Raw genomic sequence first — 21,690 nt, 5'->3', positions numbered from 1 at the left:
CCCTCTACCCGCCCACCGGTAAGTTACCAGCCATGAATCTTGCCATTACCAGCGGATATGTCGTGCCCGTCGACGGCGACCCCATCGACGGGGGCACCGTGCTCATCCAGGACGGAAAGATCACCGCGGTCGGCCGCGACGTCGCCGTGCCCGACGGGACCCCCGTCGTGGACGCCGCCGGCGGCTGGGTGCTGCCGGGCTTCGTCGAGGCCCACGGCCACCTCGGCGTGTACGAGGAGGCTGAGGGCTGGGCCGGTCAGGACACCAACGAGATGACCGACCCGAACGGCGCCCGCCTGCGCGCCCTCGACGCCATCAACCCGGCCGACCTGGCCTTCGGCGACGCGTTGTCCGGCGGTGTGACCACCGCGGTGATCAAGCCGGGCTCCGGCAACCCGATCGGCGGCCAGACGGTCGCGGTCAAGTGCTGGGGCAGGTCGGTCGACGAGATGCTGCTCAAGGAGCCGGTGAGCGTCAAGAGCGCGCTCGGCGAGAACCCCAAACGCGTGTACGGCGACCAGAAGAAGCTGCCCTCCACCCGGCAGGGCGTGGCCGCGGTGATCCGGGACGCGTTCATGAAGGCCCAGGACTACAAGGCCAAGAGGGAGCAGGCCGCCGACGAGGGCAAGCCGTTCGACCGCGACGGCACGCTGGAGATCCTGGTCCGCGTGCTGGACGGCGAGTTGCCGTGGTGCCAGCACACGCACCGCGCCGACGACATCGCCACCGCGCTCAGGCTGGCCGGCGAGTTCGGCTACCGGCTGGTGGTCAACCACGGCACCGAGGGGCACCTGCTGGCCGACACGCTGGCCGAGCGGAACGTTCCCGTCATCATCGGCCCGCTGTTCACCAGCCGCTCGAAGGTCGAGCTGCGGCAGCGTTCGCTGCGCAACCCGGGCATCCTGGCACGCGCGGGCGTCGAGCTGGCGATCACCACCGATCATCCCGTCGTGCCCATCCACTTCCTCGTCCACCAGGCCACGCTGGCGGTCAAGGAGGGCCTGGACCCGGCCGAGGCGCTGCGCTCGATCACCCTGAACCCCGCCCGCATCATGGGCCTCGACGACCGGGTCGGCACGCTGCGGCCGGGGCTCGACGGTGACGTGGTCATCTGGTCGGGCGATCCGCTGGACGTCATGAGCCGGGCGCTACGGGTGTTCATTTCGGGGCGGGAGGTGTATTCGTACACGAACGGTGAGTCCGTGGTGGCGGATCCGTATTACCGCGAATCAAGTGACCATTAAGCGCGTGTAGATGCGGGGCGCGCATAGTGGGCGGACCAAACGGGAAGAGAGGCACCACAATGACAGCTCCGTCGCTCGCCCAGCGCCCCAGCAAGGCCCTGCTGATCGGACTTGTTGTCTCTGGCGCCCTCGCCCTCGTCGTCCTGGGCGTCATGCTGATCTCCGGCGGCCCCATCGGGTTCGGGCTGTCCGCGCTGCTGGCCGTGGCGCCGCTGCCGGTGCTGCTCGCGGCGGTCCTCTCGCTCGACAGGCTCGAACCCGAGCCGAAGCTGCACCTCGCGTTCGCCTTCGCGTGGGGCGCGGGGGTGGCGATCGTGCTGGGCGTCGCGCTGACGTTCGTCGGCCAGGAGCTGTTCCTGCGCGCCGGCTACGGCTCCGCGGTCGCCGAGGACGTCGGCTCGGTCATCCTGGCGCCGGTGGTCGAGGAGGCGCTCAAGGGCTCGGCCCTGCTGCTGCTCCTGCGCCGGCGGATGGAGATCGACGGCCTGACCGACGGCATCGTGTACGCCTCCATGGCCGGCCTCGGCTTCGCCGCCGTCGAGAACGTCGGCTACTACCTGCTGGCGTTCGGCGAGGACGGCGCGAGCGCGGCGGTCCAGCTCTTCGTGGTCCGCGGCCTGATCGACCCGCTCGGCCACCCCATCTACACCTCCATGATCGGCCTCGGCGTCGCGTACGCGCTCACCCGCCGCACCCCCGGCCGCTACGCCGCCGTCCCGCTCGGCTATCTGGGCGCGGTCGTCCTGCACGCCCTCTGGAACGGCGCCGCCACCACCGGCTCCCTGACCTGGCTGGGCATCGCCTACCTGGTGATCATGGCCGCGCTCGTCGTCCTCATCGTCGTCAGCATCGCCGAGCGCCGCCATCTCGTCGCCAAGATGCGCGTCTACCTGCCGGGCTACCAGCAGACCGGCCTGGTCACCGAGGCCGACGTCAACATGCTCAGCACGCTGCCCGCCCGCAAGCGGGCCAGGAAGTGGGCCAGGCAGGCGGGCCTCGGCCGGGCCATGAGCGACTACCAGCAGGCGGCGACCGAGCTGACCATGCTCCACGTGCGGGCCGAGCGGCAGGGCGTGGAGCCGCGCCGGTTCGAGCTGGAGCGCGACGCCTACCTGCGCGCGATGGCGTACGCTCGCCGCTGGTGAACCAGGACAGGACCAGACGGGGCCCACTCTGCGCACGATCTCAATCCCTGACAAAATAGGGGAAACCCCCGAAGGGAGATCACATGAGCTGGGCGGAGATCGGATCTGAGGCGGAGTTGCGCGAGCTGCTCGGCGAGGTCATGCCGAGGGCCGTGACCAAGGAACGGCCGCGGCTGCACGAGCGCGACCTGGAGTGGCTGGCGGCCTCGCCGTTCTGCCTGATCGCCACCTCCGACGATGCCGGCAACTGTGACGTCTCGCCCAAGGGCGACCCGGCCGGATTCGTCCACGTCATCGACGACGCCACGATCGCCATCCCGGACCGCCCGGGCAACCGCAGAGCGGACGGATTCCTCAATATCTTGAAAAATCCGCATGTGGGGTTGATCTTTCTGATCCCGGGGCGGAACGAGACCCTGCGCATCAACGGCCGCGCCCGGCTCGTCCGCGAGGCCCCGTTCTTCGACCAGTTGATCGTCAAGGGCCACCGCCCGCACCTCGCGCTCGTGGTCGAGATCGAGACGATCTATTTCCACTGCGCCAAGGCGTTCCTGCGCTCGTCCCTGTGGAAGCCGGAGAGCTGGGGCCCCGACGCCCTGCCCTCGCACGCGAGGCTGGTCAAGGACGTGCAGAAGGTGGAGGAGAGCATCGAGCAGTTGGAGAGCTACTACGGCGAGGCCTACGCCAAGCGCCTGTACGGCTGAGCGTCGCGCTCAGGCGGCGGGGGTGGGGCCCCCGGGGAAACGGATGACATTCCGGCCGGAGTAGGCGCGAAGGTCGATCACCTTGGGGTCGGCGGGCGGCTTGTGGCGGTCGGCCGCGCGGATGTCGCGAACCTTGTGCCTGGCAACGTGTGGCGGCACCACCACAAGCCTCGTCATTGTAAGCCCCCCGTGATGTTCCTGTTATCTATGTTATCTACAGAAACCCCCGTAAGTTCGGTGTAAGGAGGAAGTCAGTAGGGAAGTTTGCGGCCTGCCGGTGATCGCAGGTCCAGCTCCATGGCCGGCCGCGTACGCCGCTTGGCCGCCTTCGTGACCCTGACGCGTTTCATGGTCTCCCCCTTCCGAAGCGCGTCTCTCCTTCGCCAACCGTGCGCCCCGCCGGCTTGCCGGCGGCATGACGGAAAGTTTCCGTCATGCGCGCCAACCTAACCGCGCGGGCCCCGCCGGCTCAATGCATTTCTACGGAGTGGTCAGGTCCCGGGCGTGAGACGCGCGGTCACGCCGATCCGGTTCCAGGCGTTGATCATGGCGATGGCCACGATGAGCAGCGAAAGCTGCTCCTCGCTGTAGTGCTCGGCCGCCTCCTGCCACACCGCGTCCGGCACGGCCTCGCGGTCGGCCAGCCTGGTCGCCTCCTCGGTGAGGGCCAGCGCGGCCCGCTCGGCCGGGGTGAAGACCGTGGCCTCGCGCCAGACCGCCACCGACCACAGGCGCTCGTCGCTCTCCCCGGCCTTCTTCATGTCACGGCTGTGCATGTCCACGCAGTAGGCGCAGCCGTTGACCTGGCTGGCGCGCAGCTTGACCAGCTCGCGGGTGGCGTCGGGCAGCTCGCTCTCGTGCAGCAGCTTCTCCACCGACAGGAACGCGTGGTACGCCTGCGGCACGTGCTTGGCGACGTTGATCCGCTGAGTCATGGAAACCTCCATAGGTTTTCGTCGTTCAACAGCCAGGACGGGACAGCCTGCCCCGTTGTGACAGGTCCGGCGAAAAAGCTGGGAGGTTTTGGGTCAGCCCTTGCAGTTGCCCCAGTTCTTGCGCCCGCCCCAGGCCTCGACACGGCCGCGCGGGTCCTTGGTCCAGCCGGCGTACCGCACGCACTTCCAGCTTCCGTCGAGGTGGCCGGTCTCGGCGTAGTAGCGGTACTTCTGCACGTCCTCCGTCCTGCCGCCGCCCCTGACCTCGAGGTAGGCGCCGGTGACCGTGCGGGCCCCCTTGTACGCGGTCTTGATCGCGGCGACGCAGTTCTTGCCGCTGCGCTTGCTGTACATCAGATATACGTGCCCGAAAACAGCGCCTTCGCGCGTCGTCATGGCCCGGTGGCCGTCCTTGACCCGGTGGAAGCCGGAGCCGCAGACGCGCTCGGGGGTATAGGCGGCAGAGCCGGCGTACGCGGCGGAGGGGGTGGCGGCGATCCCGGCGGCGACCAGCGAGGCCGCGATGACCGTACGGGTGAGCACGGAGTTCCTTTCGGCAGGGGGTAATAAGGACATCGACGATCTTTACTGCGACTTGACCGAAATATCAAGGGGTGCTGGTAAATGCCGCTCATCGCGGTCTGCGCGGCGTGGGCCGTGTTCTGGGGATCGTGGTCTGCCCTGCTGCCCGCCATCAAGGTCGAGCTGGGGATCTCGGCGGGCGATCTGGGGCTGGCGCTGAGCGCCGTACCGGTGGGGGCGCTGCCCGCGATGGCGCTGGCCGGGCGGGTGGCCCGGGGGCGGGAGCGGTCCGCGCTGATGGTGACCATGGTCCTGTTCGCGCTCAGCGTCGCCGCCATCGGCCTGGCCGGCGACGCCTGGGAGCTCGCGCTCGCCCTGCTGGCGGTGGGGGCCTCCAGCGGCGCGCTCGACATCGCACTCAACCTGGCCACGGGGCGCGCCGAGCGCGAGAGCGGCCGCCGGCTCTTCCAGGCGGTGCACGCCGCCTTCCCCGTCACGGTCATCGCGGCCGCCCCCGCGACCGGGCTGGCCCGCTCACTCGGCCTCGACGTCGGCGCCGTGCTCCTGGTGATCGCGCTGATCGTGCTGGCCACGTCGCTGACCGTGCTCACCCTGTCGCTCGGCCGCGGCCTGCCCGCCCCCGCGAAGACCGCGGGGCGGCGGCTCTGGGGCCCGGCGATCGTGCTCGGGTCGCTGGCGGCCTGCGCTCTGGTCATCGAGAACTCCGTGGAGCAGTGGTCGGTGCTGCTGCTGGAGGAGCACCGCGGCGCCACGCCCCTGGTGGCCAGCGCCGCGCCCGCGGTCTACATGGCGGCGCTGACGGCCGGGCGGCTGGCCGCGCAGGCGCTGCCCCGGCTCCCGCTCAGGACGCTCTACCTGGTGGCGGGGGCAGGCGGGGGCGCGGGCATCGCCCTGGCCGGGCTGGGCGGCGGCGTGCTGATCTCCATGGCCGGGTTCGCGGTGACCGGGCTGGCGCTCGGGCCGCTGGTGCCCGCCGTGCTCAGCCGGGCCGCGGCCGACGACGCGAGCGGGACGCTGGTGTGGGGGGTGTCCACGATCTCGTACACGGGGTTCGTGCTCAGCCCGCTGCTCGTGGCCGGGCTGAGCGGCCCGCTCGGGTTGCCCGCCGCCCTGGCCGCGCTCGGGCTGCTGGGCCTGCCCCTGGTGGCCCGCTTCGCCGTACGCGACCCGTGATGGACACCGGCGGGCTGAATATGGTGCTCTCTTGGGGAGAAGAGACCACGGAACCGGGTATCCCCCCGGCGCATCGACTGCAAAGGGGATCACCATGGCTGTCTGCGAGACCTGTGGCAACGATTACGACATGGCGTTCGAGGTGCACGCGCAGGGAGCGGTGCACACGTTCGACTGCTTCCAGTGCGCGATCGAGGCCATGGCGCCCATCTGCGAGCACTGCGGCACCAAGGTCATCGGGCACGGGGTGCAGTCGGGCGAGCACTGGTACTGCTGCGCCCACTGCGCCCGCGAGGAGGGCAACAAGGGCATCGTGGACCGCGTCATGGCGGGCACCACGGTCTCCTAGCCGGGCAGCAGGGCCCTGACGCGGGCGACGGCCTCGTCGAGCGGCCCCCGCGGCACGGCGGCGGCGAGGTCGAGCGTGATCTCGCCGCCCTTGGCCTCCCACACCCCCGCGACCCGGCCCTCATGGACGACCACGGGGGAGATCCAGCCTGCCTGCCGGCTGACCTTGGGCTTCAGCTCCGGCGGGATGAGCGGGGCGAGCGTGCGGGGCGCGGCCAGCACGTATTGGTCGAAGCCGGGCAGCAGGTGCACCTCGGCGGAGGACTCGGTGGCGGCGAGGTCGTCGAGGTGCTCGGTCAGCGCGAGCAGCGTCGTGCCGTCGTCGGTCTCCACCTGCGTCAGCTCGGGCGCCAGGTCCCTGAACCAGCCTTTCAGCACGGCCTTCCTGGCCACGCCGCCGAACAGCCAGGCGTCGAACATCTCCGGGGTGGCCGGCCCGTGCGCCCCCAGGAACTCCCGCGCCAGCCGCACCCCCGCCTCCTCGTGGGCGGGCGACTCGCCCGGCCAGCCCGGCACCCAGGCGCGCGGCGCGGTGAACGTCACCTTGCCCTCGCGGGGCGGCCCGTAGCACAGCTCGCCCAGGCGGCTCAGCGGCTTGAGCAGCGCGCCCCAGCCCGACGTGAGCGCCTGCCGCAGATGGGCGTCGCCCGTCACCGCCACCACGGCGTCGACCAGCTCTTCCCTGGTCAGCGGCCCTTCGGCGAGCGCCTCGGGCACGGCCTCGATGATCGCCGCGATCTCCTCGGCCGTGACGCCGTGACCGCGCTGCCAGGAGCCCTTCTCCCAGAAGCGCAACGTGCCCAGGGCGGCGCAGTGGTCGGCCAGCCGGTCGGCGGGGACGAGGTGCAGCGTGCCCCGCATGATCCACGTCTTGACCAGCGCCCGATCGGCCCACAGGGCCCGCTCGATCGCGCCCGGCTCGTGGCGCTCGCTCCTGAGCGCCACCGCCAGTTGGGCCGACGAGGCGACCTGCGCCTGCACCCCGCACAGCCTGCGGACGACCGCCACGGCGCCGGAGCCGCGGGCCCCGCTCACGAACTGCCTGCGCAGCCGCCAGGCGAGGATCTGGGACCAGGTCAGCTTCGTTGCCACGCGTCCACTACTACACCCCGCCACCGACAGAGCGATCAGCCGGTGAAGCCGATGTCCTCGTACCGGAGGTCGTAGAAGCCGCGCGCGCCCACGTTCGCCAGCGTCTGCCGCGCCGCCACGTTCTGCGGCCTCTGGTAGAGGGGCAGCACGTTCACCTCTTCCCAGAGCAGCCGGTCCGCCGCGTTCGTCTCCGTACGGGCCCGCGCCGGCTCCAGGCTCTGGGCCGCCCGGCTCATGGCCTGGTCGATGGCCTGCGACCCGGTACGCCCGAAGTTCGCGTTCCAGTTCCCGCCGGGCGCCACGTTGGCGTAGACCCCGTAGCTGCTGGAGATGGGGAACGGCGTCCCGATGTAGGCGAAGGGGGTGATGTCGAAGTTCCCCGGGATCACGTACTTGGTGAAGAAGTCGTCACTCGGCACGGCCTTGATGCTGAGCTTCACCCCGATCCGGGCGAGCATGCTCTGCGCCAGCTCCCCTTCCGACTTGCTCACCTGCACCCCGGACGGCACCACGAACCGCAGGTCGAGGGGCTTGCCGTCCTTCTGCCTCACCTGCCCGGAGATCTTCCATCCGGCGGCGTCCAGCAGCCGCTTGGCCTTGTCGGGGTTGTAGGTCCCCAGCTCTCCGGCGTTGTCCTGGTAGCCCTCCTGGGTGTTCATGAAGAAGTGGTTGTTCAGCAGCGTGATCGGCCAGTCGAGCCCCTGCAGGTCGGACTGCGCGATGGCCTGGCGGTTGATGCCGAGCTGGATGGCCTGCCGGACGTTGCGGTCCTTGAGGAGCTCGCTGGAGCCGTTGAAGGTGAAGTGCCGGAAGTCGGGCCCGGCGGCCTGCCGCATCTGGGCGCCGGTGGTGGCCTTGGCCCGCGCGTAGTCGGGCGCGGACGGCCCGACGTCGATGAGGTCCAGCTCCCCGTTGCTGAACGCGCCGATCAGTGAGTCCTGCTCCGAGGCCCGGAAGATGATCCGGTCGAGCTTGGCCCGGTCGCCCCACCAGGAGTCGTCACGTACCAGGGTGATCGTCTTGGCCGTCTGGTCGAACCCGCCGAACTTGAACGGCCCCGCCGTCACCGGGATCTTGTTCAGCCAGGCGTTGTTGAACGCCTCGGCGCTGCGGTTCGTGGAGGCCGGCAGCAGCGGCCCGAACAGCGACTGCCAGTCCCCGAACGGCCTGGCGAACGTCACCACCACCTCGTGCTCGTCCTTGCCCCGCGCCACCTTCTCGATGTCCTGGTAGCCGGTGGACGACACGATGCGGAACCCCGGGTCACGCCCGTTGAGCGCCTTCCACTGCGCCTCGAAGTCCGCCCACGTGATCGGCCGCCCGTCCGACCAGCGGGCCTTCGGGTTCAGCGTGTACGTCACCACCTGCTTGGGCCGCTGGTCGCTCACCTTGGCGTCGAGCACGTAGTCGCGGGCCACCGAGATCTCGGCCTTCTCGTCGGACACGAAGGGCGAGGGCAGCAGCGCGTTGCTGATGACGGCGGCCACGGCCAGGTTGCCGTCCACATGGTTGCGGTTCCACTGCGAGGGGAACTCGTTGATGCCCCACCGCAGCGTCCCGCCGTCCTTGACCTTCTCGCGCGGCTGGGGATTGATGTCGAAGGCCCTGATCGTCCGCTCGTCCCCCGCGCTGTCCGGGCCCCCCGAGCCGCTCCCCGAGCCGCCACCGCAGCCCGCCAGGAGCAGCGAGCCCGTCACGGTGACGGCCACGACCAGACGTGATGCTTTCATCGAGAGATTTCCTCCTGGTATGGGCGAGATCTAGACGACCTCGCGCCTCTCGGCGTAATGGCAGGCCGCCCCCTGGTCCCCGCCGCGAAGCCGTACCTCGGGCTCGACGTCCACGCAGAGTCTGCGCTCCCCGTCGTCGAGCTCGGCACGGAACTTCGGGCACCTGGTGCGGAATCGACAGCCCGTCGGAGGGTTGGCCGGGCTGGGCAGGTCGCCTTCGAGCAGGATCCGCTTCCGCGAGCGCTCGCGTACCGGGTCGGGCAGCGGGATCGCCGACAACAGCGCCTGCGTGTACGGATGCATGGGCGTGTCGTAGACCGCGTCCACCTGGCCGACCTCGGCGATCCTGCCGAGGTACATCACCGCGATCCGGTCGGCGATGTGGCGCACCACGGCCAGGTCGTGCGCCACGAACAGGTAGGACAGCCCGAGCCTGGCCTTCAGCGCGTCGAGCAGGTTGATCACCCCGGCCTGGATCGACACGTCGAGCGCCGACACGGGCTCGTCGAGCACCAGCAGCCGGGGCTCCAGCGCCAGCGCCCGGGCGATGCCGATGCGCTGCCGCTGCCCGCCGGAGAAGTCCTGCGGGTAGCGGGCGGCGTGGGACGGGTCGAGCCCGACCAGCCCGAGCAACTCGGCGATCCGCCGCCCGGGACGCCGCTGTCCATGGGTGCGCAGCGGCTCGGCAAGGATGTCGTGGACGGTCATGCGCGGATCGAGCGAGGCCATCGGATCCTGGAAGACGACCTGCATGTCACGCCTGATCTCGGTGCGCGCGGCGGAGGTCAGGTGCGCGATGTCGTGCCCGAGCACCACCACCCGGCCCCGCTGCGGCGGCGTCAGCTCGAGGATCTGCGTCAGCGTGGTCGTCTTGCCGCTGCCCGACTCGCCGACCAGCCCCAGCGTCTCGCCCTGGCGCAGGTCGAAGCTCACCCCGGCCACCGCCTGCACCGTGCCGATCCTGCGCTTGAACACCGCTCCCTTGAGCAGCGGATAGTCCTTGACCAGCCCGCGCACCTCCAGCACCGTCCGCTCGCCGCGCACCCGCAGCTCCCGCAGCTCCCGGGGCTCGGCGGGGGCCGCCCGGCCGGCCGGGCGCACCTCCTCCCAGCGGATGCACGCCGCCCGGTGCCCGTCGCCCACCTCGTACAGTGGCGGCTCGCCCCTGTCGCAGGCGTCGATCCGCATCGGGCAGCGGGGCGCGAACGGGCAGCCCGGGGGCAGCTCCAGGGGCGCGGGCGGGTTCCCCTCGATGGGCGTCAGCGGGGCGCGCCCGCCGCGGTCGACGCGCGGGATGGAGGCCAGCAGCCCCGCCGTGTACGGCATCCGCGTCCGGTAGAAGATGTCGTCCACGCCGCCCACCTCGACCGGGCGGCCGGCGTACATGACCAGCACCCGGTCGGCGAAGCCGGCCACCACGCCCAGGTCGTGTGTGATCATGATGATCGCGGCGCCGGTCTTGCGCTGCGCCCGCTTCAGCACCTCCAGCACCTGCGCCTGGATGGTGACGTCGAGCGCCGTGGTGGGCTCGTCGCAGATGATCACGTCGGGGTTGTTGGCGATGGCCATCGCGATCACCACGCGCTGCCGCATGCCGCCGGAGAACTCGTGCGGGAAGGCCAGCGCGCGCTCGGCGGGATGCGGGATGCCGACCAGTTCGAGCAGCTCGAGCGCCTTGACCAGGGCGGTCTCTTTGCTGACCCGCTGGTGCACGCGCACGGCCTCGGCGATCTGGTCGCCCACCCGGTAGACGGGCGTGAGCGCGGAGAGCGGGTCCTGGAAGACCATCGAGATGGTCTTGCCGCGGAAGGCGGTCAGCTCGCGGTCGGAGGCGCCGATCAGCTCCTTGCCGTGCAGGCGTACCGATCCCTTGACGCGCGCCCCCGGGGGCAGCAGTCCCATGACGGCCGCGGAGGTGACCGACTTGCCCGAGCCGGACTCGCCGACGATGCCGAGCACCTCGCCGGGCCGTACGGAGTAGCCGACCCCGCGTACGGCGGGCACGCCGCCGAACGACACGGTGAGGTCCTCGACCTCCAGGACAGGGATCATCGGGCCCTCTTCGCCGAAGGGTCGAACGCGTCGCGCAGCGCGTCACCGATCAGATTGACCGCGAGCACGGTCACCACCAGCAGCCCCGCCACGAACCAGAACGTCCACGGCGCGTACACGGCCGTCTTGGAGCCGTCGGCGATGAGCGTCCCGAACGAGACGTCCGGCGGCTGGATGCCGAACCCGAAGTACGACAGCGACGTCTCGGTGAGGATCGCGGTGCTGACGTTGAGCGTGGCGTCCACGATCAGCAGCGACGACAGGTTGGGGATCACGTGGCGGAAGATGATCCGCACCGGCGGCACGCCCATGTAGTGGGCGGCCCTGACGAACTCGCGCTCCTTCAGCGAGATCGCCATCCCGCGCACGATCTTCGAGGTGACCATCCACAGGAACAGTGCCAGCATGATCACGAACAGCGGCCACTGCCCGGCCCCGAACAGCGGCGACATGACCGCCAGGATGAGGAACGCGGGCAGAACCAGCAGCAGGTCGGTCACCCAGCTCAGCGTCCGGTCGGTCCAGCCCAGGAAGTATCCGGCGAACGCCCCCACCACGGCCGCCAGCGCCGTGGACACCAGCGCCGCCATCAGCCCGACGATCAGCGACTTCTGCATGCCGCGCAGCGTCACCGCGAAGACGTCGGCGCCCGTTTGGAGCGTTCCGAACCAGTGGCGCGGCGAGGGCGGCTGCAGGAACGCGGTGAAGTCCTTGTCGGTGTAGGTCCACGGGCTGAACAGCGGCCCGGCGAAGGCCAGCAGGAACATCAGCGCCAGCACCGCGAACCCGATCCGCCCCTGCGCGGAGCCGAAGAACTCCCTGCTCACCGTCCGCAGCCGCGAGGGGGCCTTGGGCATGACCAGTTCTTCGGCGAGCTCCTCCTCGGCGAGCGTCATCAGGCCCGCACCCTCGGGTCGAGCGCCGCGTGCAGCAGGTCGGCGGCCAGGGACGCGCACAGGACGGCGACGGCGGCCAGCAGGGAGATGGCGGCGACGGTGTTGACGTCGTTGCTGAAGACGGAGTTGATGAGCTGCTCGCCCAGCCCGTGCCAGCCGAAGATCTTCTCGGTGAACGTGGCCCCCGTCAGCAGCGCCCCGAACGTGAACGCGAAGTAGGTCGCCACCGGGATCAGCGCGGTCCGCAGCGCGTGGCGGGTCAGCGCCCGCCGCCTGCTCAGGCCCTTGGCCCGGGCGGTGCGGACGAAGTCGGCCCCGATCACGTCGAGCATCATGTTGCGCTGGTAGCGGCTGAAGACCGCGATGAGCCCCACCGACAGCGAGATCGTCGGCAGGATCAGGTGCTGCAGCCGGTCGACCACCTGCCCCCAGAACCCGGTGGTCAGGCCGTCGCTGTATTCGCCGCTGACCAGGAGCACCTGGCGGCCGAACAGGTGCTCGTTGGCCAGGGCCGCGAGCAGGATCAGCATGTTGGCCAGCACGACCACCGGCACCGCGAGCACCACGAACGACAGGCCGGCCGAGAGCCGGTCGAACCACCCGTACTGGTGGACCGCCGCCAGCGCCCCGGTGAGCACGCCGAGCAGGCTGCCGCAGATCAGCCCCAGCACGACCAGGCGGAAGGTGACGCCCATGCGGCGCTTGAGGTCCTCGTTGACCGGCGAACCCGCCACGGTCTTGCCGAAGTCGCCGTGCAGCACGCCGCCCGCCCAGGTGGCGTAGCGCTCCAGGAGCGGCGTCTTGTCGTTGAGGTTGAGCGCGGAGAGCTGGGCGTCGACCACGGCGGGCGGCGGCTTGGGCGTGCGGTCGGCGTAGTTGGAGCGGGGGTCGAGGGCCATGGCCGCCAGCAGGTAGGCGAGGCTCGCGGCCACCACGACGAGCACGGCGTAGTTGAGCAGCCTGCGGGCCAGAAATCCCGCCATCGCTCCTCCTCCGACGCGTACGACGTGCTGCGGGCCGTCGAAACGCGGCCCAGAGTAGTCATATTGCTACACCATGTGAGTGTCGCGTCGCAGAAAACCTTCAAAGAACGTCAACGTCCGGTTAGTTCGTCGACCGCCGTGCGGACGTCCTCGCTCGTGATCGTCGTCAGGTCGGCCGAGCTGGCGGAGCCGCCGCCCGCCGCCTGGGCGGCCAGCCGCACGTCGCGGCGCATGGCGGCCCGCTCGAAGAGCGACCTGGCGAAGCGGCCGTTGCCGAGCTGGTCGATGACCCGCTCCGCGCACACGTAGGCGAACACCTCATCGAGCCGGCGCAGCCCCTCGTCGTCGAAGGTGTCGCCGGACTTGCGCGCGAGCAGCACCGCGATCTCGGTCAGCTCGGACGGCGAGTAGCTGGGGAAGGCCACCCGCTGGTTGAACCGGCTGGACAGGCCGGGGTTGCTGGCCAGGAAGCCGTCCATCTCGCGCTGGTAGCCGGCCAGCACGATGACGAGCCGGTCGCGGTCGTCCTCGGCCCGCTTGAGCAGCGTCTGCACGGCCTCGGCGCCGAACGCGTCGCCGCCCTGGTAACCGGGGTTGACCAGGCTGTAGGCCTCGTCGATGAAGAGCACGCCGCCCAACGCCCGGTCGACCAGCTCGTTGGTCTTGATCGCGGTCGCGCCGAGGTGCTGGCCGACCAGGTCGGCCCGGTGCGCCTCGACCACGTCGGGCCTGGCCAGCAGGCCGAGCGCGGCGAAGATGCGGCCCAGGACCCGGGCGACGGTGGTCTTGCCGGTGCCGGGCGGGCCGGCGAACACGAAGTGCCGCATCTGCGGCGGCGTGGGCAGCCCGCGCTCCTGCCGCATCCTGGCCACCTGGAGCTGGGCGGCGATCGCGTGCACCTGCCGCTTGACCGGCTCCAGCCCGGCCATCCTGTCGAGGTCGGCCAGCGCCTCCTCCAGCGTGGGCGTGGCCACGTAGCCGCGGAAGCGGGCGGTCAGCTCGCTGAACGCCTTGGTCACGTCGGGTGTGGTGGTGGTCACCAGGTCCTGGGTGGTGGGGGTGCCGCCGGCGCCCACCACGCGGACGTCGCGGGCCTGCGCGGCGGCCTCGGCCAGGCTGCGGGCGAACCGGGCGTTGCCCAGCTCGTCGATCAGGCCGCGCCGGTGCACGTCCTCGTAGAGCCCGAGCAGCGCCCGCCGGGTCTCGGCGTCCATCGTGTCGCCCCTGCGCCGCTGCAGCAGCCCGGTGACGTCGACCAGCTCGGCGGGGGAGTAGCCGGGGAAGCGCACGCGGGTGGCGAACCGGCTGGCCAGGCCCGGGTTGCTGGACAGGAACGTGGTCATCTCCTGCTCGTAGCCGGCCAGGATGATGATCAGCCGGTCGCGGTCGTCCTCGGCCCGCTTGAGCAGGGTCTGCACGGCCTCGGCGCCGAACCGGTCGGGCTGGCCGTCGGAGGAGTTCATCAGCCCGTAGGCCTCGTCGATGAAGAGCACGCCGCCCAGCGCCCGGTCGACCAGCTCGTTGGTCTTGATCGCGGTCGCGCCCAGGAACTCACCGACCAGGTCGGCCCGCTGCGCCTCGACCACGTAAGGGGTCTGCAGCAGGCCGAACGCGTAGAAGATCTTGGCGAGCGCGCGGGCCACGGTGGTCTTGCCGGTGCCCGGCGGGCCGACGAAGACGAAGTGCCGGGTGGGCCGCTCGGTGGTGTAGCCGGCCTCGGCCCGCAGCCTGGACGCCTCGATGGAGGCGGCGATCGAGCGCACCTGCTCTTTGACGGGCGCCAGGCCGATCATGCTCTCCAGCTCGCTGAGCGCCTCTTCGACGGAGATCTGCGGCGGCGCCCCCGACCTGTCGTGCGGGGCCTCGGGCCTGCCGTCGCGGGCCCTGACCCTGACCTGCTGCTCCTCGGCCGCGGCCTGCTTCGCCCTGGCCTTGCGGGCCAGCACGAGCCGGTAGACGAGGACGGCCGCGGCGCCGGCGTAGGCGGTCCAGACGGCGGGGCCCTCGGAGATCTGGGAGACGGGGACGGCGAGCACGCCGGCGAGGGCGAGCGCCATCAGCGTGGTCACCCACGGCGTCACCCAGGCGATGAGGTGGGCGGCGGCGGCCACCGGCAGGGCGAGCGCGACCATGAGGTGCACCAGGGCCGAGCCCACGGGGAACAGCCCGGAGAAGACGACCAGCGACAGCACCACCCAGCCCGCGACCACCAGCGCGGTGGCGGCGGCGCGGGGGAAGCGCATGGTCAGCGCGACGAACGCGAGCAGGAGGAGCACCAGAGGGAAGGTCTTGAGCAGATCCCAGCCGAGCGCCGCGCCCAGGCCCATCGTGGCGACCAGGACGACCACGTAGAGCACCCGGCGCACGGCCGGGGGAATCTGGAAATAACGCTGCCGCACCTTCTCGAACAGATCCCGCGCCACGGCCCGCCCCGCGGCCTGGGCCCTGCCGGACTCCTGCATCACGCCTCCCCGGTCCGCCCCCGGTTATACCGCACCAGACCGACTATTGGGCGGTCCTGACACGCTAGGTGGAGGTCACGAAAACGGCGATCTGACGGCCCAATTCCGCGCCCGCGTCCTCCTGGAGGAAGTGCCCGGCGCCCTTGATCACGGGATGTCGCAGGCCAGCCGCGCCGCGCATCGTTTTGAGCAGAATGGGCGCCATGCCCCCCGTGATCGGGTCTCCGTCGGAGAACGCCACCAGGAACGGCCGATCGAGTGTCGTCAGAACCTGCCAGGCAGCGCGGTTGGCGGGCGCGGCGGGGTCGTCGGGCGTGATGGGAACCAGGCCGGGCATGGCGCGCGGCCCCGCCTTGTACGACTCGTCGGGGAACGGCGCGTCGTAGGCCGCCCGCACCTCCTCCGGCAGTTCGGTCCTGCAGCCCGCCTGGACCAGCCGGCCGATGTCGAGCACCGGGGCCGTGAGAACCGCCTCCTTGAACCGGTGCCACACCTCGGCCATGGGAATGTCACCCGAGGGCAAGCCCGTGTTGGCCGCCACGATCCTGGCCACGCTCTCGGGATGCTCGGCGGCGATCCGCAGCCCGATCAGGCCGCCCCAGTCCTGGCCGACGACGGTGATGTGGCTCAGCCCGAGCACGTCGAGCAGCAGGGCGCGGGTCCACTCGACGTGCCGGGCGTAGGTGTGCTCGGCGAGGTCGGCGGGCTTGTCGGAGCGGCCGAAGCCGACCAGGTCCACCGCGATCGCGCGCAGCCCGGCGGCGGCCAGCTCGGGCATGACGTGGCGGTAGAGGAAGGACCAGCTCGGCTCGCCGTGCAGCAGCACGACGGGCTCGCCGCCGGAGGGGCCCGCCTCGACGTAGGCCATGCGCGGCCCGCCGGGGAGCTCGGCGTAGCGGGGCTCGTAGGGGAAGTCGGGCAGCGCGGTGAAGCGCTCATCTGGCGTGCGCAGGATCCGCATAGAACAAGATTCTAGTTCAGCGTCGCTGGTGGCGCCCGGGGAACTCACCGACGAGCACCTGCTTGGGGGTGACGCGCAGGACGTCCGAGTCGGCCAGCGCGACGCCGCGCACCTCGACCCAGAACCGGCGCTGCAGCGGATCGGCCGCGAACACGGCCACCCGGGGATCCACCTCGATGGCGTCCCACGCCTCGGTCTCGGCGATCAGGCGCAGCTCACCCGACGACGTCACCGAGGCCACCGCGCCGGCCACCCGGGGCCCCAGGGCGTCGCCGTAGGACAGGACGATGCCGCGGGCGTACGAGAAGGTCTGGCGCACCTCCGAGTCGAGCGCCACCGACGGCTCGGCCCCCATGGGCAGGTCGCACATGAGCAGGGACGACCGCCACGGCCCCGGACCGCCCCGCCACCACGCGCGCAGGGCCCGCGCCACGAACACGACCACCGACGCCCCCAGCGCGCTCAGCCCCACCCGCCATGCCCATTCAGGGGCCCATTCAGGGGCCCATTCAGGGGCCCATCCAGGCGCCCATCCCGAGGCCAGCGCGCCGCCCGCCGCGCAGGCGGCGGCGGACAGGACGACGAGCCCGGTCGCGGTCGGCAGCCACCCGTCGTCGCGACAGCGGGCGCGCAGGTACCCGCGCACCATCGGGTACGGCACCACCACCGCCGCCACGGCCGCCACGGGCTCCACCGCGAGGGCCACGGCCACCACGACCACCTGCACCGACCAGGTCCTGACGAGCAGGATCCAGAGCGTCACGCCGAGATTCCGCCGGGCCGAGCGCTCACCCGCCCGCACCGCCCCGACCTGGGCCAGCGCCCGCAGCGGCCGCCCGCGCCACGCCTCGGCCAGCGCGTGCACCGCCGCCAGCGCCGGCCAGCCCAGCACCACGATGCCCGCCAGCCCGGCCCACACGGGATCCAGCGCGGACGGCAGCGCCGGCATCGCCCCCAGCAGCAGCCACACGGCGAACGCGGCCACCGACAGCGCCGCCGACACCACGGCCGCCCCCAGCCAGGGGTCCCGGCCGAGCATCGCCGGCACGTACGGCCAGACGCCGACCCGCCGGGCGTGCCGCACCGTGAGCGGCGCCAGCAGGGCCAGCACGGCGAACCCGCCGGCCTGCGCCCCCAGGTCGAACAGGAGCGCGCAGGCGGCGATCGCGACCGTGGACAGGGCGAGCAGCAGGCGCGTCTGCCGGGACCAGACCTCCAGCGCCCGCCTGGCCCGGCCCGTGTCGCGCGGATCGACCGGCCAGGCCGGATCGTGGTGCGGGCGGGGACGTTCCCAGCGCAGCAGGGCCAGGGCCAGGTTCACGCGCGCCTGCGGGTCGCCCGGGTCGATGGCGAGCGCCTTGCGGTAGGAGCGCTCGGCACGGGCGTGATCGCCGCGCAGCAGGGACAGGTCGCCCAGCATGATCGCGGGGCCGGGCCGCTCCGGCGCGAACTTCCCGGCCAGCTCGGCGTGCTCGACCGCCTCCCGCCACCGGCCGGGTACGCGGCGCAGGATCGAGGCCAGGCGCAGGCGGGCCGGCCAGGAGCCCAGCGCCAGGTCCACGGCGTGCTCGGCGGCGGGCAGGGCGTCGGCGTCCCGGCCGAGCCGCTCGTGGGCGAGGCTGATCAGCCGATAGGGCCACTCGGCGACCGGGTCGAGGTCGGCGGCGCGGCGGGCGGCCTCCAGCGCGGACTCGGGACGGCCCGCGGTGAGCCTGGTCAGGGCCTCGTCACACCATTCGCGTGCGGACCGCTCGGATAGGTTGCCTTTTCTGCCACGTCCATCGGTCCCCACGAGTCCCATGATCGGCTCGCAGGTGAATGTTTGGATAGATACCGACATATGGCTGTATCTCTCTAGAGAGGTACAGGGTGACTGGATCGGGCGATACCGCTACGACAGTGGGCGGTATGGCCTAAGCTGCGACGCAAGCCGGAGCGCCGGAGCGTGGCGGCAGAGCTCGGGAGGAGCGAGTGTCCAGCCGCGGCTCCGCCGACCAATAGCATGCGCGGGCCCTGTGAAACGGATCGGCCTGCAAGGAGGCCCATGACCGTCACACAGGCCGCACCCCTCGTACGGACTGCCGACCGGGAGCACAAGGACCGCCGCTGGTCCATTCTCGTGCTGCTCTGCCTCAGCCTGCTGCTGATCACGGTGGACGCCACGGTCCTGCACATCGCGGTGCCCGCGCTCACGGCCGCGCTCGAACCCTCCGCGGTGCAACTGCTGTGGATCATCGACATCTACTCGCTGGTGGTCGCGCCGCTGCTGATCATGTTCGGCACGCTCGGCGACAAGTACGGCCGCAAGCGCCTGGTCCTGGCCGGCTTCGTGCTGTTCGGCGTGGCCTCGGCCGGGGCCGCGTTCGCCCCGACCCCGCTGACCCTGATCCTGGCCAGGGCGCTGCTCGGCGTGGGCGGCGCGATGATCATGCCGGCCACCCTGTCGCTCATCCGCCAGGTGTTCACCGACCGGCGCGAGCGCGCCATCGCCCTCGGCGTCTGGAGCGCCGTGGCCGCGGCCGGCGCGGCGGTCGGGCCGCTCGTCGGCGGTGTGCTCGTCGGCTTCTGGTGGGGCGCGGTCTTCCTCATCAACGTGCCGATCCTGCTGGTGCTGCTGCCCGCCGCCGTCCGGCTGCTGCCCGAGTCGCGCGAGCGCAGGGACCGGCCCTGGGACGCGACCAGCGCCGTGCTGTCGGTGCTCGGCATCCTGGCGCTGGCGTTCGGGCTGAAGGAGGCGGGCTCGGGCAGCCTGATGCCGCTCTGGGCCTCGATCCTGGTGTTCCTGGCCGGGCTGGCCCTGCTGGTGGTGTTCGTCCGGCGGCAGACCCGGCTGCGCGCGCCGCTGCTCGAGGTGTCCCTGTTCAGGCGGCGCGAGTTCACGACCGGCGTCGCGGGCGTCCTGCTCGGCGTGTTCGCGCTGGTGGGCCTGCAGCTCATGCTCGCCCAGTACCTGCAGCTCGTGCTCGGCGACAGCCCGCTGCGGGCGGCCGTCAGGATGCTGCCCCTGGTCATCTCGGCCATCTCCGGCGGTCTCGCCGCCGCCCACATCCTGCCCAGGATCGGCATGCGCGCCACCATGAGCGGCGGTCTCGCGCTCGTGGCGCTGGCCCTGACGCCGACCTTGACCTGGGGCGTCGAAGGACATCCCGTGATGCTGGCGGTCTGCTTCGTCGGCATCGGGTTCGGGGTGCAGGTGGCGCTGCTGGCCGCCTCCGACACGATCATGTCCTCCGCGTCGGAGTCCCAGGCGGGCGGCGCCGCCGCCATCGAGGAGACCGCGTACGAACTCGGCGCCGGCATGGGCGTGGCCGTGCTCGGCACGATCACCGCGATCGTGTACGCGCCCGGCCTGCCCGCCGTGCCCGGGGTGTCCGAGGGCGGTATGGACAAGGCCCGGCAGTCGCTGGCCTCGGCCGCGCACGTCGCGGACGAGATCGGCGGCGGCGCGGGCGGCGCGCTTCTCGACGCCGCGCGATGGGCCTTCGTCAACGCCCTGCACACGACCGTGGTCGTGAGCGTCGTCCTGCTCAGCCTGACCGCCGTCGCGGTGGCCATGCTGCTCAGCCGTGATTGAGGTGTGCCATGTCCCGATTAGGGCAGACAACTACCGTGAAACAGGTCCTTCGTGATCTTGCTGCATTAGTCGCCCGCATCGGTGTGGGTGGTATTTTCTTTGCCAACGGCTGGACCAAGCTGGAAGACGGGCTGATCACCACCGGCGCCAAGTTCCTCCAGCAGGGCGCCCCCGCGCCCGGAGCCTGGGCCACGGTCACCATGCTGACCGAGCTCATCGGCGGCGCGCTGCTGATCGCCGGGCTGGCGGTCTCCACCACCGGCCTGATCCTCTTCGCCGAGGCGCTGGCGGTCTTCCTCGTGGCCCCGCCGCTCAACCCCATAAGCCTGAACGAGCTCGTCCTCCTCGGCGCCGCCTCCCTCCTGCTCGCCGTGGTGGGCGCGGGACGCGTGTCGGTGGACCACATGGTCGTGATCCGGCGGAGGGAGTCGGAGGCGGCCAGCGAGTTCGCCGCCGACACGGAGGCGGACCAGGTCATCGCCTCGCTCCGTGACCCGGACAAACCCAAGGAGCCCGCGCCGGGCAAGGAGCCCGAGGTGTCGGCGACCGAGGACACCAAGCCGCACCCCCGGGTCCCCGCGCGGGGCGGCGAGGCCAAGCCGGCCGAGGATCCCGCCCCCGTACCCGGGGACACGCTGGTGGCGGGCCGTAAGAAGCCGCCGCCGCGGGGCCGGCGCACCCCGGCCGCCGACTGAGGCTCCGGCGCCGGCTCTCGCCCGCGTGAGCCGCGAAGTGGTGATCCACTTCGTCCGGTGAATATCCTGTCGGCACAGCCGAGCGGGGAGCGTGGATGGCGTCCGGGACGGGCAGAGGAGCGGGCAGGGGAGTGGGCGGCGCGCGCGCGACGGTGCGTGATGTCGCGGCCGAGACCGGCCTGTCCATCGCGACCGTCTCGCGGGTGCTCAACGGCCAGTCCAACGTCGCCCCGCACACGCGCGAGCTGGTGCTGCGGGCCGTCGGCCGGCTCGGCGACCAGGCTCCGCGGCCGCGCGCGGCCCCCGAGGCGCCGGGCGGCGCCGTCTACGTGCGCTGCCCCTACCTGCTGACCGACTATTTCGGGCTCATCGTCTCCTCGGTGGGGGAGACCATCGAACTGCACGGCAGGCAGATGATCCTGGGGGCGGGGGAGGCGGCCCAGGAGAGCGAGGTGCTGCCGGGGCTGCCCGAGCGGCCGGGCGTCGCGGGGGCGATCCTGATCCTGCCTCCCGAGCCGGGCGACGAGCTCGTACGCCTGCGCGACCGCGGCTTCCCCTTCGTGGTGATCGACCCGCGGACCCCGCCCCCCAAGGACATCGCGGCCGTGTCGGCCGCGCACTTCGCCGGTGGGCGCAAGCTGATGGCGCACGTCGTGGAGCTGGGCCACCGCCGGGTCGGGATCATCGGCGGCCCGGTGGAGTGGCTGCCGAGCGAGGCCCGGCTGGCGGGCTACACCGCCTCGCTGGCCGACGCCGGGGTGCTGCCCGCGCCCGAGCTGCTGCGCAGCGTGCCCGAGCCGAACACCGAGCACGGCTATCTGGCGGCCTGCGAGCTGCTGGACCTGCCGGAGCGGCCGACGGCGCTGGTGGCGTTCAACGACAAGATGGCGGTCGGGGCGCTCTGGGCGGCGGCCGAGCGCGGGCTGAGCGTGCCCGGCGACCTGTCGGTGACAGGCTTCGACGACATCGACCTCAGCAGGGCCACCTCGCCGGCCCTGACCACCGTGCGCCAGCCGTTGCAGGAGATGGGCCGGATGGCGGTGTCCCTGCTGATGCGGCTGCTCAGCAGGCACACCCTGGAGGCCCTGCACGTGTCGCTGGGCACCGAACTGGTCGTACGCGGCTCCACGGGACCGGCCCCGCGCTAGTTGTT

At 71.6% G+C, this 21,690-nt stretch carries 19 protein-coding genes; 8 read left to right on the top strand and 11 right to left on the bottom strand.

Annotated features, from left to right (window positions below):
• Positions 1–32 precede the first annotated feature (32 nt).
• The 3 genes from AB0I15_RS29045 (at position 33) to AB0I15_RS29035 (ending at position 3,093) form a co-directional block, all read left to right on the top strand.
• On the top strand, positions 33–1,244 hold the full coding sequence (locus AB0I15_RS29045; protein WP_358102027.1) for an amidohydrolase: 1,212 nt from the start codon (positions 33–35) through the stop codon (positions 1,242–1,244).
• Between the two features lie 59 nt (positions 1,245–1,303).
• Positions 1,304–2,389: a PrsW family intramembrane metalloprotease gene (locus AB0I15_RS29040; RefSeq protein WP_358102025.1), complete on the top strand. Its 1,086-nt coding sequence runs from the start codon at positions 1,304–1,306 to the stop codon at positions 2,387–2,389.
• Positions 2,390–2,472: 83 nt separating this feature from the next.
• Positions 2,473–3,093, top strand: coding sequence for a pyridoxamine 5'-phosphate oxidase family protein (locus tag AB0I15_RS29035; protein ID WP_358102023.1), 621 nt, complete (start codon positions 2,473–2,475; stop codon positions 3,091–3,093).
• Positions 3,094–3,102: 9 nt separating this feature from the next.
• Here AB0I15_RS29035 and AB0I15_RS29030 read toward each other — a convergent pair whose 3' ends face one another.
• The 3 genes from AB0I15_RS29030 to AB0I15_RS29020 form a co-directional block, all read right to left on the bottom strand.
• Positions 3,103–3,270, bottom strand: a complete 168-nt coding sequence (locus tag AB0I15_RS29030; protein ID WP_358102021.1) for a hypothetical protein — start codon at positions 3,268–3,270, stop codon at positions 3,103–3,105.
• A 314-nt stretch (positions 3,271–3,584) separates the two neighbouring features.
• On the bottom strand, positions 3,585–4,028 hold the full coding sequence (locus tag AB0I15_RS29025) for a carboxymuconolactone decarboxylase family protein (RefSeq protein WP_358102019.1): 444 nt from the start codon (positions 4,026–4,028) through the stop codon (positions 3,585–3,587).
• A gap of 93 nt (positions 4,029–4,121) precedes the next feature.
• Complete coding sequence (locus AB0I15_RS29020; protein WP_358102017.1) at positions 4,122–4,571, bottom strand: hypothetical protein; 450 nt, start codon at positions 4,569–4,571, stop codon at positions 4,122–4,124.
• Between the two features lie 81 nt (positions 4,572–4,652).
• On the opposite strand from AB0I15_RS29020, the gene AB0I15_RS29015 reads away from it, so the two are divergent.
• Together AB0I15_RS29015 and AB0I15_RS29010 are read left to right on the top strand one after the other, a co-directional pair.
• On the top strand, positions 4,653–5,744 hold the full coding sequence (locus AB0I15_RS29015; protein ID WP_358102015.1) for an MFS transporter: 1,092 nt from the start codon (positions 4,653–4,655) through the stop codon (positions 5,742–5,744).
• 94 nt (positions 5,745–5,838) lie between these two features.
• Positions 5,839–6,093, top strand: coding sequence for a hypothetical protein (locus AB0I15_RS29010; RefSeq protein WP_358102013.1), 255 nt, complete (start codon positions 5,839–5,841; stop codon positions 6,091–6,093).
• Here the strand turns inward: AB0I15_RS29010 and AB0I15_RS29005 are convergent.
• The 8 genes from AB0I15_RS29005 to AB0I15_RS28970 all read right to left on the bottom strand — a co-directional run bounded on the left by AB0I15_RS29005 (position 6,090) and on the right by AB0I15_RS28970 (position 18,069).
• Positions 6,090–7,184, bottom strand: a complete 1,095-nt coding sequence (locus AB0I15_RS29005) for a winged helix DNA-binding domain-containing protein (RefSeq protein ID WP_358102011.1) — start codon at positions 7,182–7,184, stop codon at positions 6,090–6,092. The genes AB0I15_RS29010 and AB0I15_RS29005 overlap by 4 nt on opposite strands.
• Before the next feature lie 35 nt (positions 7,185–7,219).
• The gene (locus AB0I15_RS29000) at positions 7,220–8,914 is read right to left on the bottom strand and encodes an ABC transporter family substrate-binding protein (RefSeq protein ID WP_358102009.1); all 1,695 of its coding nucleotides are present in this window, start codon (positions 8,912–8,914) and stop codon (positions 7,220–7,222) included.
• 30 nt (positions 8,915–8,944) lie between these two features.
• Positions 8,945–10,966: an ABC transporter ATP-binding protein gene (locus tag AB0I15_RS28995; protein WP_358102007.1), complete on the bottom strand. Its 2,022-nt coding sequence runs from the start codon at positions 10,964–10,966 to the stop codon at positions 8,945–8,947.
• Positions 10,963–11,862, bottom strand: a complete 900-nt coding sequence (locus tag AB0I15_RS28990) for an ABC transporter permease (protein ID WP_358102005.1) — start codon at positions 11,860–11,862, stop codon at positions 10,963–10,965. Before AB0I15_RS28990 ends, AB0I15_RS28995 begins: the two co-directional genes overlap by 4 nt.
• The gene (locus tag AB0I15_RS28985; protein WP_358102003.1) at positions 11,862–12,845 is read right to left on the bottom strand and encodes an ABC transporter permease; all 984 of its coding nucleotides are present in this window, start codon (positions 12,843–12,845) and stop codon (positions 11,862–11,864) included. The genes AB0I15_RS28990 and AB0I15_RS28985 overlap by 1 nt, the downstream gene beginning before the upstream one ends.
• Before the next feature lie 110 nt (positions 12,846–12,955).
• A complete protein-coding gene (locus AB0I15_RS28980; RefSeq protein ID WP_358102001.1) occupies positions 12,956–15,307 on the bottom strand; it encodes an AAA family ATPase in 2,352 nt (783 codons plus the stop codon).
• 64 nt (positions 15,308–15,371) lie between these two features.
• Positions 15,372–16,268 carry a haloalkane dehalogenase gene (locus tag AB0I15_RS28975; protein WP_358101999.1) on the bottom strand — a complete coding sequence of 299 codons (897 nt, stop codon included), beginning with the start codon at positions 16,266–16,268 and terminating at the stop codon, positions 15,372–15,374.
• 16 nt (positions 16,269–16,284) lie between these two features.
• The gene (locus tag AB0I15_RS28970) at positions 16,285–18,069 is read right to left on the bottom strand and encodes a tetratricopeptide repeat protein (RefSeq protein WP_358101997.1); all 1,785 of its coding nucleotides are present in this window, start codon (positions 18,067–18,069) and stop codon (positions 16,285–16,287) included.
• A gap of 243 nt (positions 18,070–18,312) precedes the next feature.
• Here AB0I15_RS28970 and AB0I15_RS28965 point away from each other — a divergent pair, with 243 nt between their 5' ends.
• From AB0I15_RS28965 to AB0I15_RS28955, 3 genes are all read left to right on the top strand, one after another.
• Positions 18,313–19,842, top strand: a complete 1,530-nt coding sequence (locus tag AB0I15_RS28965) for an MFS transporter (RefSeq protein ID WP_358101995.1) — start codon at positions 18,313–18,315, stop codon at positions 19,840–19,842.
• Between the two features lie 8 nt (positions 19,843–19,850).
• Positions 19,851–20,537: a DoxX family protein gene (locus AB0I15_RS28960; protein ID WP_358101993.1), complete on the top strand. Its 687-nt coding sequence runs from the start codon at positions 19,851–19,853 to the stop codon at positions 20,535–20,537.
• Positions 20,538–20,632: 95 nt separating this feature from the next.
• Positions 20,633–21,685, top strand: a complete 1,053-nt coding sequence (locus AB0I15_RS28955; protein WP_358101991.1) for a LacI family DNA-binding transcriptional regulator — start codon at positions 20,633–20,635, stop codon at positions 21,683–21,685.
• Positions 21,686–21,690: the final 5 nt, after the last annotated feature.

Origin of the sequence: Nonomuraea sp. NPDC050643 (genome assembly GCF_040654715.1) — a bacterium.
GTDB lineage: Bacteria > Actinomycetota > Actinomycetes > Streptosporangiales > Streptosporangiaceae > Nonomuraea.
The sequence above is the reverse complement of the archived record's forward strand: the minus strand, read 5'-3'. Positions and strand labels throughout refer to the sequence as shown.

Excerpts from the sequence above, each read along its gene's own strand:
- AB0I15_RS28980 (WP_358102001.1), bottom strand. The coding sequence starts at position 15,307 with ATGCAGGAGTCCGGCAGGGCCCAGGCCGCGGGGCGGGCCGTGGCGCGG.
- AB0I15_RS29025 (WP_358102019.1), bottom strand. The coding sequence starts at position 4,028 with ATGACTCAGCGGATCAACGTCGCCAAGCACGTGCCGCAGGCGTACCAC.
- AB0I15_RS29030 (WP_358102021.1), bottom strand. The coding sequence starts at position 3,270 with ATGACGAGGCTTGTGGTGGTGCCGCCACACGTTGCCAGGCACAAGGTT.
- AB0I15_RS29040 (WP_358102025.1), top strand. The coding sequence starts at position 1,304 with ATGACAGCTCCGTCGCTCGCCCAGCGCCCCAGCAAGGCCCTGCTGATC.
- AB0I15_RS28995 (WP_358102007.1), bottom strand. The coding sequence starts at position 10,966 with ATGATCCCTGTCCTGGAGGTCGAGGACCTCACCGTGTCGTTCGGCGGC.
- AB0I15_RS29045 (WP_358102027.1), top strand. The coding sequence starts at position 33 with ATGAATCTTGCCATTACCAGCGGATATGTCGTGCCCGTCGACGGCGAC.
- AB0I15_RS28985 (WP_358102003.1), bottom strand. The coding sequence starts at position 12,845 with ATGGCGGGATTTCTGGCCCGCAGGCTGCTCAACTACGCCGTGCTCGTC.
- AB0I15_RS28955 (WP_358101991.1), top strand. The coding sequence starts at position 20,633 with ATGGCGTCCGGGACGGGCAGAGGAGCGGGCAGGGGAGTGGGCGGCGCG.
- AB0I15_RS28965 (WP_358101995.1), top strand. The coding sequence starts at position 18,313 with ATGACCGTCACACAGGCCGCACCCCTCGTACGGACTGCCGACCGGGAG.
- AB0I15_RS28970 (WP_358101997.1), bottom strand. The coding sequence starts at position 18,069 with ATGGGACTCGTGGGGACCGATGGACGTGGCAGAAAAGGCAACCTATCC.
- AB0I15_RS28960 (WP_358101993.1), top strand. The coding sequence starts at position 19,851 with ATGTCCCGATTAGGGCAGACAACTACCGTGAAACAGGTCCTTCGTGAT.
- AB0I15_RS29035 (WP_358102023.1), top strand. The coding sequence starts at position 2,473 with ATGAGCTGGGCGGAGATCGGATCTGAGGCGGAGTTGCGCGAGCTGCTC.
- AB0I15_RS29010 (WP_358102013.1), top strand. The coding sequence starts at position 5,839 with ATGGCTGTCTGCGAGACCTGTGGCAACGATTACGACATGGCGTTCGAG.
- AB0I15_RS29015 (WP_358102015.1), top strand. The coding sequence starts at position 4,653 with ATGCCGCTCATCGCGGTCTGCGCGGCGTGGGCCGTGTTCTGGGGATCG.
- AB0I15_RS28990 (WP_358102005.1), bottom strand. The coding sequence starts at position 11,862 with ATGACGCTCGCCGAGGAGGAGCTCGCCGAAGAACTGGTCATGCCCAAG.
- AB0I15_RS29000 (WP_358102009.1), bottom strand. The coding sequence starts at position 8,914 with ATGAAAGCATCACGTCTGGTCGTGGCCGTCACCGTGACGGGCTCGCTG.
- AB0I15_RS28975 (WP_358101999.1), bottom strand. The coding sequence starts at position 16,268 with ATGCGGATCCTGCGCACGCCAGATGAGCGCTTCACCGCGCTGCCCGAC.